At 63.6% G+C, this 14,079-nt stretch carries 12 protein-coding genes; 11 read left to right on the top strand and 1 reads right to left on the bottom strand.

Annotated elements, in window-relative coordinates:
* Window positions 1–179: 179 nt before the first annotated feature.
* From CAG11_RS20425 to CAG11_RS20475, 11 genes are all read left to right on the top strand, one after another.
* Complete coding sequence (locus CAG11_RS20425) at window positions 180–1,238, top strand: phosphotransferase family protein (RefSeq protein ID WP_085597653.1); 1,059 nt, start codon at window positions 180–182, stop codon at window positions 1,236–1,238.
* Window positions 1,235–1,591, top strand: a complete 357-nt coding sequence (locus CAG11_RS20430) for a DUF6285 domain-containing protein (RefSeq protein WP_085597654.1) — start codon at window positions 1,235–1,237, stop codon at window positions 1,589–1,591. The genes CAG11_RS20425 and CAG11_RS20430 overlap by 4 nt, the downstream gene beginning before the upstream one ends.
* A 49-nt stretch (window positions 1,592–1,640) precedes the next feature.
* On the top strand, window positions 1,641–2,813 hold the full coding sequence (locus CAG11_RS20435; RefSeq protein WP_085597655.1) for an acyl-CoA dehydrogenase family protein: 1,173 nt from the start codon (window positions 1,641–1,643) through the stop codon (window positions 2,811–2,813).
* Window positions 2,813–3,580: an SDR family NAD(P)-dependent oxidoreductase gene (locus CAG11_RS20440; RefSeq protein ID WP_085597656.1), complete on the top strand. Its 768-nt coding sequence runs from the start codon at window positions 2,813–2,815 to the stop codon at window positions 3,578–3,580. The genes CAG11_RS20435 and CAG11_RS20440 overlap by 1 nt, the downstream gene beginning before the upstream one ends.
* Before the next feature lie 94 nt (window positions 3,581–3,674).
* The gene (locus CAG11_RS20445; protein WP_085597657.1) at window positions 3,675–5,330 is read left to right on the top strand and encodes a long-chain-fatty-acid--CoA ligase; all 1,656 of its coding nucleotides are present in this window, start codon (window positions 3,675–3,677) and stop codon (window positions 5,328–5,330) included.
* A gap of 262 nt (window positions 5,331–5,592) precedes the next feature.
* Window positions 5,593–6,750, top strand: a complete 1,158-nt coding sequence (locus CAG11_RS20450; protein ID WP_085597658.1) for an iron-containing alcohol dehydrogenase — start codon at window positions 5,593–5,595, stop codon at window positions 6,748–6,750.
* 12 nt (window positions 6,751–6,762) lie between these two features.
* A complete protein-coding gene (locus CAG11_RS20455) occupies window positions 6,763–8,094 on the top strand; it encodes an APC family permease (RefSeq protein WP_085597659.1) in 1,332 nt (443 codons plus the stop codon).
* Window positions 8,095–8,205: 111 nt separating this feature from the next.
* Window positions 8,206–9,630, top strand: a complete 1,425-nt coding sequence (locus CAG11_RS20460; RefSeq protein ID WP_085597660.1) for a gamma-aminobutyraldehyde dehydrogenase — start codon at window positions 8,206–8,208, stop codon at window positions 9,628–9,630.
* Window positions 9,631–9,700: 70 nt separating this feature from the next.
* Complete coding sequence (locus tag CAG11_RS20465; protein WP_085597661.1) at window positions 9,701–10,954, top strand: aspartate aminotransferase family protein; 1,254 nt, start codon at window positions 9,701–9,703, stop codon at window positions 10,952–10,954.
* Window positions 10,955–12,424: an aspartate aminotransferase family protein gene (locus CAG11_RS20470; protein WP_256578600.1), complete on the top strand. Its 1,470-nt coding sequence runs from the start codon at window positions 10,955–10,957 to the stop codon at window positions 12,422–12,424.
* An 81-nt stretch (window positions 12,425–12,505) separates the two neighbouring features.
* On the top strand, window positions 12,506–13,426 hold the full coding sequence (locus tag CAG11_RS20475; protein ID WP_085597663.1) for an NAD(P)-dependent oxidoreductase: 921 nt from the start codon (window positions 12,506–12,508) through the stop codon (window positions 13,424–13,426).
* A gap of 142 nt (window positions 13,427–13,568) precedes the next feature.
* On the opposite strand, the gene CAG11_RS20480 is transcribed toward CAG11_RS20475, so the two are convergent.
* The coding region (locus CAG11_RS20480) for an efflux RND transporter permease subunit (protein ID WP_143494672.1) at window positions 13,569–14,079 on the bottom strand (511 nt) is incomplete at its 5' end.

Consider the following 14,079-nt stretch of genomic DNA (forward strand, 5'->3'; position numbering starts at 1 on the left):
AAATGCCTCGATAGTGCAGTATTTCTTTCAAGTATGAAACGCGGCGCTGTTGCATCGCTTCTCACTGAGACAGCAGACGCCAGGATTGGCGTGGCTTGCGGGCGATCAGCGAAGAGTTGGCACAGGCATTGCTCCTGCTGACCTGCTAATTCAAAACTGAAGGCAGGGACCATCGATCCATGAGCAGTTCCCCTATGAGACCCACCACTGGCAACGCGCCCGCAAGCCCGACCGACGATCAGCGCCTGGTCGACTTCATCCGCGAGCATGCCGCCGCCACGCGAGTGGTCATCGATGCCCGCAAGCGCCTGAGCGGTGGCGCGATCCAGGAAAACTGGCTGCTCGAACTGCAGATCGAAGGCGGCCCATGGGCTGGTACCCGACACTGGGTACTGCGCAGCGATGCGCTTTCCGCGCTGCCGGCGAGCCTCGATCGCGAACAGGAATTTGCCGTGTTGCAGGTGGTCCACCAGGCCGGGGGAAAAGTACCGCGGCCGCTCTGGCTGTGCCGTGACCCGAGTGTTCACGGACGGGTGTTCTTCCTCATGGAGTTCGTTTCGGGGGTGGCTGCAGGGCGCCTGCTCAGCGCAGGGGCCGGCGCCCGCGGCCAGGCGCGGCTGGCGGCGCAACTGGGGGCCAACCTGGCGCGCCTGCATCAAATCCGCCCGCCGTGCGCAGCGCTGGATTTCCTGCCCGTGCCGGACCGTGCACCGGCCCTGAATACCATCAGTGCCTATCGCCGCTACCTCGACACCCTGGCCGAAGCTTACCCAGTACTGGAGTGGGGCCTGCGCTGGTGTGAACTGCACGCGCCATCCAGCAACGGTCTGTGCCTGCTGCATCGCGATTACCGCACGGGCAACTACCTGGCCAGCGAGCAGGGGCTGGAAGCGGTGCTCGACTGGGAATTCAGCGGCTGGGGCGATCCTTGCGAGGACCTTGGCTGGTTCACCGCCCGCTGCTGGCGTTTCACCCGTCCGGACCTCGAGGCGGGCGGTATCGGCCTGCTGGAGGATTTCCTGCACGGGTACCACGAGGTCTCGCCATTGCGCATCGAGCGCAGCCAACTGCATTACTGGCAAGTCATGGCGACCCTGCGCTGGGCAGTGATCGCTCTGCAGCAGGGGCAGCGCCACCTGTCCGGCGAAGAACCGTCCCTCGAACTGGCGCTGACCGCGCGCCTGTTGCCGGAGCTGGAGCTCGACATCCTCAACCTGACCGGCGGAGAAGCGCCATGACCCAGCCGAACGCTCATGAACTTCTGGAGATCGCACGCCAGACCTTGCTCGAGCAACTGCTGCCTGCGCTGTCCGCTGAACTGCGCTACCCGGCGCTGATGATCGCCAATGCCATGGCCATTGCGGCCCGCGAAAGTCGCCTGCAAGCCCGGGTCTGCAGCCAAGAACAAGAACTGCTGGGGGCCCTGACCGAGGGGGCCGGGCCGTCATTGCCCGAGACCCGGCGGCAACTTGCCCAAGAGATTCGCCAGGGCCGCCACGATGCAAGGCAGCAGCAGCTCGCCCTGGTCAAGGCGCTACGCCAAGTGACCGTCGCCCGCCTGGCGATCAGCAACCCCAAGGCCGTGCCCTGAGCGCCGCCCGTACCCTTTCCCCGGACCGACTGAAGAAAGAAGGACAGACATGAATTTCACCCTGCCGGACGAGCTGCTTGCATTGCAGGCCAAAACCCGCGATTTCATCGCTGAACAGGTTATTCCGTTCGAGAACGACTGCCGTCAGGATGGCCACGGTCCCAGCGACGCCCTGCGCCAGGAGCTGCTGGCCCACGCCCGGGTCGCCGGCCTGCTGACCCCCCACGCCAGCCGCGAAATGGGCGGGTTGGGCCTGAGTCATGTGGCCAAGGCGATTGTCTTCGAAGAAGCCGGGTATTCCCCACTGGGCCCGGTGGCCCTGAACATCCACGCCCCGGATGAGGGCAACATCCACCTGATGGACGTGGTGGCGACCGAAGCACAGAAGGACCGCTGGCTGCGGCCACTGGTCCAGGGGCATGTGCGCTCCTGTTTCGCCATGACCGAACCGGCCCCGGGCTCAGGCTCCGATCCCTCGATGCTGCGTACCACCGCCACCCGCGATGGCGACGACTACCTGATCAATGGCCACAAATGGCTGATTACCGGGGCCGAGGGCGCCGGGTTCGCCATCATCATGGCGCGCATGGAGGACGGCACGGCAACCATGTTCCTGTCCGACATGCAGCGCGACGGGATCATCCACGAGCGGCAACTGGACTCCCTGGACAGTTGCTTCACCGGTGGCCACGGGCAGTTGCGCTTCGACAACCTGCGGGTTCCGGCGAGCGATGTGCTGGGGGAAATCGGCAAAGGCTTCCGCTATGCCCAGGTGCGCCTGGCGCCGGCACGCCTGACGCACTGCATGCGCTGGCTTGGGGCCGCGCGCCGCGCCCACGATATTGCCTGCGACTATGCGCGCACTCGCGACGCCTTCGGCAAGCCGTTGGGCGAGCACCAGGGCGTGGGTTTCATGCTGGCCGACAACCAGATGGACCTGCACCTGGTACGCCTGGCGGTGTGGCATTGCGCCTGGGTGCTCGATCAGGGGCAGCGGGCCAATGTGGATTCGAGCATGGCCAAGGTGATCAGCGCCGAGGCGCTGTGGCGAGTGGTGGATCGTTGCGTGCAGGTGCTGGGCGGGCGTGGTGTGACCGGTGAGACCGTGGTGGAACGCATCTTCCGCGACATTCGCCCGTTCCGTATCTACGACGGCCCGAGCGAAGTGCACCGCATGAGCCTGGCGAAGAAAATCCTCGACCAGCGCCTGGGAGCCCACTGATGCAGCCGCTGCTTGCCCGAATGTTCGCCCTTGATGGGCGCCGAGCCCTGGTGACCGGGGCCTCCAGCGGCCTTGGCCGTCACTTTGCGATGACCCTGGCCGCCGCCGGCGCCGAAGTGCTGGTGACCGCCAGGCGCCTGCAGCCGCTGCAGACCCTGGTGGAGGAGATCGAGGTAGCCGGCGGCAGCGCCCGTGCCTTTGCCCTCGATGTGACCTGCCGCGATTATGTCTGCCGGGTGCTGGACGCTGCCGGCCCGCTGGATGTGCTGGTGAACAACGCCGGGGTGAGTGATAGCCAGCCCTTGCTGGACTGCAACGATCAAGACTGGGACCGGGTGCTCGACACCAACCTCAAGGGCGCCTGGATCGTGGCCCAGGAAAGCGCCCGGCGGATGATCGCCGCGGGGCAGGGCGGCAGCCTGATCAATGTCACCTCGATCCTCGCCAGCCGGGTGGCGGGCGCCGTTGCGCCTTACCTTGCGGCCAAGGCCGGCCTGGCCCATTTGACTCGCGCCATGGCGCTGGAACTGGCGCGTCACGGCATCCGCGTGAACGCCCTGGCGCCGGGCTACGTGATCACCGATTTGAACCAAGCGTTCCTCGCCAGCGAGGCCGGGGACAAGCTGCGCTCGCGCATTCCCGGCCGGCGCTTCAGCCAGCCGCAAGACCTGGACGGTGCCTTGCTGCTGCTCGCCAGCGATGCCGGCCGCGGCATGAGCGGCGCCGAGATCGTGGTCGACGCTGGCCACCTGTGCAGCAGCCTGTGAGGCGCCCGGGCGCCAGGACAACAAGAACCCGCAACGGTCAGGAGGTGTATATGTGTGTGCGATGCCTGGGCAATGTCTCGATGGAGTGGCAGTCATGATGACCTCGACCTTCGAGCACGAACTTGCCCCCAACCAAGCCAACCATGTGCCGCTGTCGCCGCTGTCGTTCCTCAAGCGTGCCGCGCAGGTGTACCCGCAGCGCGATGCGGTGGTCTACGGTGCGCGGCGCTACAGCTACCGCCAGTTGCACCAGCGCAGCCGCGCCCTGGCCAGTGCCCTGGAGCAGGTGGGGGTGCAGCCGGGAGAGCGGGTGGCGATCCTGGCGCCGAACATTCCCGAGATGCTCGAGGCGCACTATGGCGTGCCGGGCGCCGGGGCCGTGCTGGTGTGCATCAATATTCGCCTGGAGGCGCGCAGCATCGCCTTCATCCTGCGCCATTGCGCGGCCAAGGTGCTGATCTGCGATCGCGAGTTCGGCGCGGTGGTCCACCAGGCACTGGCCATGCTCGAGTCGCCGCCATTGCTGGTGGGGATCGACGATGATCAGGCCGAATCGGCCGACCTGGCCCACGACCTGGACTATGAAGCGTTCCTGGCCCAGGGCGACCCCGGTCGGCCGCTGAGTGCGCCGCAGAACGAGTGGCAATCGATCGCCATCAACTACACCTCCGGCACCACAGGCGATCCCAAGGGCGTGGTCCTGCACCACCGCGGGGCCTACCTCAATGCCTGTGCCGGGGCGCTGATCTTCCAGCTCGGCCCACGCAGCGTCTACCTGTGGACCTTGCCGATGTTCCACTGCAATGGCTGGAGCCACACCTGGGCGGTGACCCTGTCCGGTGGCACCCATGTGTGCCTGCGCAAGGTGCAAGCGGAAGCGATCCACGAGGCCATCGCCGAGCATGCGGTGACCCACCTGAGCGCGGCACCGGTGGTGATGTCGATGCTGATCCACGCCGAGCATGGCGGCACGGCGACCAAGGCGGCGAGCGTGTCGGTGATCACCGGTGGTGCCGCGCCGCCCAGCGCGGTGATCGCCGCCATGGAGGCCCGCGGCTTCAGCATCACCCATGCCTATGGCATGACTGAAAGCTACGGCCCCAGCACCCTGTGCCTGTGGCAACCGGGCATCGACGAGCTGCCCCTGGAAGCCCGCGCCCGCTTCATGAGTCGCCAGGGCGTGGCCCACCCGATGCTCGAGGAGGCCAGCGTGCTGGACCTGGACACGGGCCGTGCGGTCCCGGCCGATGGCGCCACCCTGGGCGAGCTGGTGGTGCGTGGCAACACCGTGATGAAGGGCTACCTGCATAACCCGGAGGCCACGCGCAGCGCACTGGCCGACGGCTGGCTGCACACCGGCGACCTGGCCGTGCTGCACCCGGACGGCTACGTGGAAATCAAGGACCGGGCCAAGGACATCATCATTTCCGGCGGCGAGAACATCAGCTCGCTGGAAATCGAAGAAGTGCTCTACCTGCACCCCGCGGTGGTCGAGGCCGCCGTGGTGGCGCGCCCCGATGCGCGCTGGGGCGAAACCCCGCAGGCGTTCGTCACCCTGCGCGTAGACGCCCTGGCCAGCACCAGTGGCGACGACCTGATCCGCTGGTGCCGCGAGCATCTGGCGCACTTCAAGGCCCCCCGGCATGTGTCGCTGATGGCGCTGCCCAAGACGGCCACCGGCAAGATCCAGAAATTCGTCCTCCGCGAGCAGGCCCAACAGGAGGCCAGCGCCGCCAACACCAAACCCTGATCGACCTGCAACCCCTGCACATTGAATAACAACAAGCACGTTGTCCGAGTTGACTGATGTTCCAGCTGTTGCACAGGCGCAAGCGGATGGCTTCTGGCAATCCGCGCAGCTCATGCCCGGCCTGGTCTAGCGGACAAAAAACACAGGAAGTGACCCAGCGCTACCCGCGCAGGGATTCGGGCTAGCCGTATAGCCCACCCGTTGTTGCTGCCGAGAACCGTTAAAAACGACAAAAACTGAACCTAACCGGCAAGAGGTCTGTATGAAATTCCAATTCCTACTCCCCACCAAAGTGGTCGTGGAACCCGGCCTGCGTGAGCGCACCGGCGAGCATCTGGATGAACTCGGTCTGCAGCGCGTGCTGATCGTGACGGATGCCGGGGTCAAGGCCGCAGGGCTGTTGACCAGCGTCTATGCCAGCCTGAACAGGTCGGGCATCGACTTCGATGAGATCGCCGACATCAAGGCCAACCCTCGCAGCGACGACATCAATCACACCGCAGAGGCCTACCGGGGCAAAGGTATCGATGGCCTCCTGGCCGTTGGCGGGGGCAGTGCGATGGACGCCGCCAAGGCCCTGAGCGTGCTGCTGACCCACGAAGGTCGGATCGAAGACTACGAGGGCTCTTTCAAGCTCAAGCACGGGGTACTGCCCATCGTGGCGATCCCTACCACCGCGGGCACCGGTAGCGAGGTGACGTGCTTCTCGGTGATCACCGATACTGCGCGCCACTTCAAGATGAACCTGCTGGACTACCGGATCGGCCCGGTGCTGGCCCTGCTCGACTCGCACATCACCGCCACGCTTCCTGCGTCGATAGCCGCCGCGACCGGTATGGACGCCTTGACCCATGCCATCGAAGCCTACACCTGTCGCGTGTCCAATCCGATCAGCGACGGCCTGGCCCTGCATGCCATTCGCTTGATCAGCCAGTACCTCAAGCCGGCAGTCCAGGAACCCTCTAACCTGGAGGCCCGTGAGCAGATGCTGGTGGCGAGCCTGATCGCCGGCATGGCATTCGGCAATGCCGACGTGGGCAGCGTGCACTGCATCTCCGAGGCTATTGGCGGCATGTACGACACGCCGCACGGCGTGGGCAATGCGATCTTCCTGCCCTTTGTCTTCGGCCACAATCTGGATGCGGACATTCTGCGCCATGCCCAGGTCGCCTACGCGCTGGGCATCGACCCCAGTCTCTCGCCCACCAATGCCGCCCAGGCGGCTGTCGACTACCTGTTCCAGATGAGCAAGGCCCTGGGCATTCCTCGCTTTGCCGAGGTGAAAGGGGTGCGTGAAGAAGACTTCCTGACGATCGCCGACAAGTCGAAGAAGAATTTTTCGGATGCCAGCAACGCCAAGGAGATGAGCGTGGAGACCTATCACGCAATCATCATCGCCGCTTACCAATTTGCCGGTTGAGGAGTGTCGATCATGAACGAAGCACACTCCGGCGCCTCGTTGAAGCGCACCCTGGGCCCGTTTTCCGTTTTGCTCTTCGGTCTGGCGTTCCTGGCTCCATTGATCGTCTTTGGAACCTATGGCGTGATTTCCCAAGCCAGCGGCAACACCACGGCCCTGTCTTATGCCATTGCCTCGATTGGCGTGATTGTCACTGCGTTGAGCTACGGGCGCCTGGTCAAGGTGTTCCCGGCTGCCGGCTCGGCCTACATCTATACCCGCAAGATGTTGAATCCCAATCTTGGCTTTATGGTGGGCTGGGTCGCCTTGCTCGACTACTTCTTCATTCCGATGCTGATCTGGTTGCTGGGGGCCAGTTATCTCAGCATGGCCTTTGCTGATGTGCCGCAGTGGGTATGGATTACCGGGTTCATTGTCTCCAGCACGGTGCTGAATGTGTTGGGCATCCAGGTGGCCAACCGCTTCAACATTCTGTTGATGGTGATCCAGCTGGCGATCATTGCGGTATTCATCGGCCTTTGCTGGCACTACATCGTCGCCGCCAATGGCCCTGGCGGGCTGCTGTCGGCCAAGCCGTTCTTCAATCAGGACGTGCCGTTTGCCACTACCATGGCCGGTGCCGCGATTGCCGCCTACTCGTTTCTGGGCTTCGACGCGCTGTCCACCTTGAGCGAGGAGACCAGGGACCCGAGCCGGACGATTCCGCGGGCGATTCTGCTGGTCGCCTTGAGCGGCGGCGTGCTGTACGTCGGTTCCTCGTACTTCATGTACCTGGCCCATCCCGCCATGGAGTTTGCCAACGTGGACGGCGCGGCGTTCGAGATCGCCCGGATGATCGGCGGGGATCTGTTCTTCGCGGTGGTATTGGCGGGCATCATCATCGCCCACTTCGCCGCGGGGTTGTCGTTCCAGGCCAGTGTGGGGCGACTGCTGTACGCCCTCGGCCGGGACAACCAGCTACCGCGCAAGTTCTTCGGCGTGTTGCACCCGCGCTACCGGACGCCGACGTTCAACATCCTGCTGTCCGGCGCTTTCGGCACTGTAGGTTTTGCCCTGACGATTGCCACCGCCACTTCCTTGGTGAACTTCGGGGCCTTCGTCGCTTTCACCGCGGTCAACCTGTGCGCCCTGCGGCTGACCTTCAATGCAGCAGTCAAAGACGGCGCCGGACTCCTGCGCGGTGTGATCTTGCCGGTCATCGGGGCGATCACCGCAGGCTGGATGCTGGTCAGTCTGGATAAGGACGCACTGATCATGGGGAGCATCTGGCTTGGCGTGGGCGTGGTTTACCTGGCGTGCCGCACGAGCTTTTTCCGCAGCCCCGTACCGGATGCCCTGGCCTAGAGAACTGGCGGCTGGCGCAGTTGCGGAATCGTCGGCTGCGCTGCCATCGAACGCACCATCAATAGACCCAAGGCCAGGCACTGGCCTTGCCGTTCAACAGTGAGAATTGATATGCAAACCAAACTTCTGATCAATGGCGCTCTGGTGGCAGGAGAGGGCGAAAGCCTGGCCGTGTACAACCCATCCCTGGGCCAGGTGCTGGTGCAGACCCGCGAGGCCAGTCGCGCCCAGGTCGATGCGGCGGTGCAGAGCGCCAGCGCCGCTTTTGCCGGCTGGTCGCAAACACCGCCCAAAGAGCGTGCGGCATTGCTGCTCAAGTTGGCCGACCGCATCGATGCCCAGGCGCAGGAATTCGCGCGCCTGGAATCGGACAACTGCGGCAAGCCGTTCAATGCGGTGCTGCAAGACGAGCTTCCGGCCGTTTCTGATGTGTTCCGCTTCTTCGCCGGTGCGGTTCGCTGCCTGCAGGGTTCGGCGGCGGGCGAGTACCTGCCGGGCCACACCTCGATGATCCGCCGCGATCCGGTGGGCGTGGTGGCCTCCATCGCGCCGTGGAACTACCCGTTGATGATGGCGGCCTGGAAGCTCGGCCCGGCGCTGGCAGCCGGGAACACCGTGGTGCTCAAGCCATCGGAGCAGACCCCACTGACCAGCTTGAAACTGGGAGAACTGCTGGCCGAAATCTTCCCCGCTGGCGTCGTCAATATCCTTCACGGGCGCGGTGCTTCGGTGGGCGAGCCACTGACCGGCCACCCGCAGGTGCGCATGGTGTCCCTGACCGGCTCGGTCAGCACCGGCAGCCGGATCATCGAAAGCACGGCCGACAGCGTCAAGCGCATGCACATGGAGCTGGGTGGCAAGGCCCCGGTGCTGATCTTCGATGACGCCGACATCGACGCCGCCGTGGAGGGCATCCGCGCCTTTGGCTTCTACAACGCCGGGCAAGACTGCACCGCGGCTTGTCGCATCTATGTACAGAAGGCCGTGTATCCACAGTTCGTGCGCAAGCTCGGAGAGGCGGTGTCCAGCATCAAGTCCGGGCTGCAGGACGACCCGACCACCGAGATGGGCCCGCTGATCACTCAAGAGCACCTGGAGCGTGTCGAGGGTTTTGTCAAACGCGCCCTGGAACTTCCGCACATCGAAGTGGTGACCGGTGGCCGGCGCGCCGCGGGGGGCGGGTTCTTCTTCGAGCCCACGGTGTTGGCTGGCGCGACCCAGGAGGATGAGGTGGTGCGCCGTGAAATCTTCGGCCCGGTGGTGACGGTTTCGGAATTCGAGGACGAAGCCCAGGCGCTGGCCTGGGCCAATGAATCGGACTACGGCCTGGCGTCTTCGGTATGGACCGCGGACATAGGCCGGGCCCACCGCCTGGCCGCTCGCCTGCAATACGGCTGCACCTGGGTCAACACCCACTTCATGCTGGTCAGCGAGATGCCCCATGGCGGCGTGAAGCTGTCCGGGTACGGCAAGGATCTGTCCATGTACGGCCTGGAAGACTACACCGTGGTGCGGCATGTGATGTTCAAGCACTGATACAAGGCATCGTGAATCCCTCGGGCAAGCCGCCTGCCGGCCGGGCCCGGATAACTGCAAGAGGCTATGCATGAACAACATCGAGACCTTTGAGAAACTCGAATCCAACGTCCGGATGTATTGCCGTGACCTGCCCCTGGTGTTCGATACCGCCCAGGGCAGCAAGATCCACGCCGAGGATGGCCGTGATTATCTGGACTTCTTCGCCGGCGCCGGGGCGCTCAACTATGGCCACAACGACCCGCGCATGCGCGATGCCCTGATCGACTATCTGTCGGCCAATGGGGTGACCCATGCCCTGGACCTGCACACCAGCATGAAGCGTCGCTTCCTGGAGTCGATCAAGCGCGACCTGTTCGATCCGCGGGGCTGGGACTACAAGGTCCAGTTCACCGGCCCCACCGGCGCCGACGCGGTGGAGGCCGCGCTGAAGCTGGCACGCAAGGCCACCGGGCGGACCAAGATCGTCTCCTTCTATGGGGCTTACCATGGCATGACCGCCGGAGCCCTGGCGGTCACCGGCAACCGCACTCGGCGCGGCGCCGGTTTGTCCTCCGAGGTGATTTTCGTTCCCTACGAAGACAGCCCATACGGCGAGTTCGACAGCATCGGTTTTCTTGAGCGCCTGGCCAACGACCAGGGCAGTGGCTCGGAGCTGCCTGCGGCAGTGATCGTGGAGTCGGTACAGATCCAGGCGGGTGTGTATGCGGCCTCGGACAGTTGGCTGCAACGACTGCGCCAGTGGACCACTGAGCACGGTGTGATTCTGATCTGTGATGAGGTGCAGGCTGGCTGCGGGCGCACCGGGGACTTCTTCGGTTTCGAGCGTTCCGGCATCCAGCCGGACCTGGTGACCTGTGCCAAATCCATCGGCGGCTTTGGGCTGCCGATGGCAATTGTGCTGATTCGCTCCGCGCTGGATGTGTGGCAGCCGGGGGATCACATCGGCACCTTCCGCGGCAACCAGCTGGCGTTTCTCACCGCCCAGATCGCGCTCGGCTACTGGCACGACGAGCAATTCCTCAAACTGCTCGCCGAGAACAGTGCGCTCATGGCGCGAGCGGTCGCCGACATCGCCGAGATTCCGGGCGTGGTCGGTGCACGCTGCCGCGGCATGGTGGCCGGCATCGACTTCGGCCGTGGCAACGTTGCGCTCAGCAAGGATGCCCAGCAGCGTGCGCTTCGGGCAGGCCTATTGGCGGATCGCTGCGGCCCGAACGGCGAAATCATCAAGCTGATGCCTCCCATCAACACACCCACCGATCAGCTTGCACAAGGCTTGAGGATCTTCGCCGAGTCAGTGGCGGCAGCGCTGGGCAAGTAAATGGATCAGGACGCCAGGGCAGCACGTGGTCATGCCCGTGCTGCAAAGGGGCCAGTGATCGGCAACCCGTCACAGGAGGAAAACCAGCTGATGAAAAGTGTCGCTTCAACCAAGCAGAACGATCTGTCGTTCCTTATCCATCCCTATACCAACTTGGCCCTGCACCGCGAGGTCGGGCCTGTCGTCATCGCCAAGGGTGATGGCATACGGGTGATCGATGACCAGGGCAATGCCTATATCGAAGCCATGTCGGGCCTCTGGAGCACGGCATTGGGGTTCAGCGAACAACGCCTGGTCGATGCGGCCGTGGAACAGTTCAAACAGCTGCCGTACTACCACAACTTCAGTCACAAGACCCATGCTCCCGCCGCGGCTCTGGCCGCCAAGCTGGCTGAACTCGCCCCCGGTGACTTGAACCATGTGTTCTTCACTAATTCCGGTTCCGAAGCCATCGACTCGGTGGTGAAGGTGGTCTGGTACCTGAACAACGCACTGGGCAGGCCCGCGAAGAAAAAATTCATCTCTCGCCAGCAGGCCTATCACGGAACCACCGTGGCTTCGGCGAGCCTGACCGGTATCCCGTCGATTCATCGCGACTTCGATCTTCCGGCGATTCCCGTACACCACCTGACCTGCCCGAACTATTACCGTCTGGCCAAGCCCGGGGAAAGCGAAGAGGCGTTCTCGATGCGCCTGGCGCACGAGCTGGAGCGGCACATCCTGGCTGAGGGGTCGGAGACCATCGCCGCCTTTATCGGCGAGCCGCTCATCGCCGCGGGCGGAGTGCTGCCACCTCCCAAGGGCTACTGGGCGGCGATCCAGGTGGTGTGCAAACGCTATGACATCCTGCTGGTGATCGACGAGATCGTCACCGGCTTTGGCCGGCTGGGCACAATGTTCGGTGCTCAGCTCTACGATATCCAGCCCGATATCATGGTGCTTTCCAAGCAGCTCACCTCGTCCTATCAGCCGCTGGCGGCCTTGCTGGTGTCCGATGCCATCAATGAGGTTCTGGTGAGCCAGAGTGATCGCCTGGGGGCGTTCGTGCATGGCTTGACCACCAGCGGTCATCCCGTCGCCACGGCCGTGGCCCTGGAAAACATCAGCATCATCGTAGAGCGTGACCTGGTGGGCCATGTCCAGCGTTTGGCTCCGGTGTTCCAGAGCCGGCTGCGGGCTTTCGAGGATCATCCCCTGGTGGGCGACGTGCGCGGAGTAGGGCTGGTGGGCGGGATCGAGCTGGTGGCGAACAAAGCGCAGAAACAACCGTTCAGCCAACCGGGAATCCTGGGCAGCTACATCTTCAAGCAAGCCCACAAGCATGGGCTGATCATTCGCTCCATATACGACACGGTTGCCTTCTGCCCGCCGCTGATTAGCACGCAGGAGGATATTGACGCCATCTTCAGCGCATTCGAGCGAACGCTGAGTGACGCAACGGACTGGGCGCGGTCACAGAACCTACTTTGAACCAAGGCCTGCACAGCCACCCCACTGGCTGTCCAGGCAACTCCACAGAGCAGGTAAAACAACAACCATGAGGGTTTGACTGTGCACGAGCAAAATGAAGCGAGCTTCGACTTTGAGGTGTCCGTGTTGGGACTTGGCGCCATGGGAACGATTATGGCGCAAGCCTTTCTCAAACAGGGCAAACGCGTAGCGATTTGGAATCGATCACCCGGCAAGGCCACAGCGCTGGTGGCCGCTGGCGCTCACCTCTGCGACTCTGTCGAGGCCGCGCTCGACGCCAGCCCGGTTGCGGTCTTCGTGCTTCTGGACAACCAGGCGACACTTGAAGTGCTGGGGATGGCGGGGGTGACGCGTGCACTCGCCAATCGCACAATCGTCGACTACACCACCAGCGCCGAAGAAGAGAGCCTGGAGCTTCAGGCACTCATCAATCGGGCGGGCGGTCACTATCTCAAAGGGACGATAGTGGCCTACCCACGCAATGTCGGTCATCGTGAAAGCCACTGCATCCATACTGGCGAACGTGAAGCCTTCGAACAGCATCGGGCACTGCTTGAAGTACTTGCCGGCCATGCAAGCTTCCTTCCCTGGGAAGAGGCCTTCGCCTTTGGAACCGTGCTTCACGCGCATGCATTCGCCGCCATGGTTGCGTTTTTCGAGGCCGTGGCTGCGAGCGAGCGATTTGGCCTGTGCAACACGGCGACGCCCCGACGCCTGCTCGATACGTCGCGCTTTTTTATCGCCGATGCCCTCGAAGAAGCGGTTCGTCGGCTCGAAACACAGGATTTCACCAGCGATCAGGCGAGGCTCGATGTGCATGCGGGCGCCTTTGCCTACATTGCCCAATCCCAGCATGCACAAGGTGCCTGGACACCGGTATTCGACGCGGTGTGCCAGGTCGCGCAACGTGCGCTATTGATGGGCTACGGCGATCAGGATATCGCGGCCGCCACCCAGGTGTTCGCAACGAGTGCCCCCTTGCAAGAGCCGCTCGGTAACTGACGGGGGCATCGCGATTGTTTTACCGTTGATCCTGTTCGATCTACCTGGGGCATTCATCCCATTGCCTCACCGAGGCAATGGGGTGTTCATTATCGACCCAGCAGCATCATCCATGCAGCAGTGTGGATCTACAGTGGAAGGTTCATGCGCCGCTGGCGGGTTCTTCATGAACAGTATCCGAGGAGGCCCCTGGTGCTTGCCTTGGCCGGTTTTCCCATTGCAGCAGAAGGGAAATGCCACAAGGTAAAACCGTCAAGGTCACTATTGTCGCCACGGCCAACCCACCAATCACCGCATAAGCCATAGGGCCCCAGAATATCTGCGGGGCGATCGGGATCATGCCGAGGATAGCGGCGCAGGCGGTCAACAGAATCGGCCGGGCGCGGTGCATCGAGGCGTGCACTATGGCCTCGGAGGGGGATTGGCCGAGCCGCGTGTTGATGTCGACCTCCTCGATCAGGATGATCGCGTTGCGCACGATCATGCCCACCAGGGCGATGACCCCCAGCTGCGCGACAAAGCCCATGGGCGTTGCCGTCGGCAACATGGCCAGGACCACACCGATGAGCCCGAACGGAGCCATCGCCAACGCCAGGAACATGCGCGAGAAACTGCGCAGTTGCACCATCAGCAGCACGCACATCACCAGTGCC

The organism is Pseudomonas sp. B6(2017), assembly GCF_002112765.1.
GTDB classification, from domain to species: Bacteria; Pseudomonadota; Gammaproteobacteria; order Pseudomonadales; family Pseudomonadaceae; genus Aquipseudomonas; species Aquipseudomonas piscis.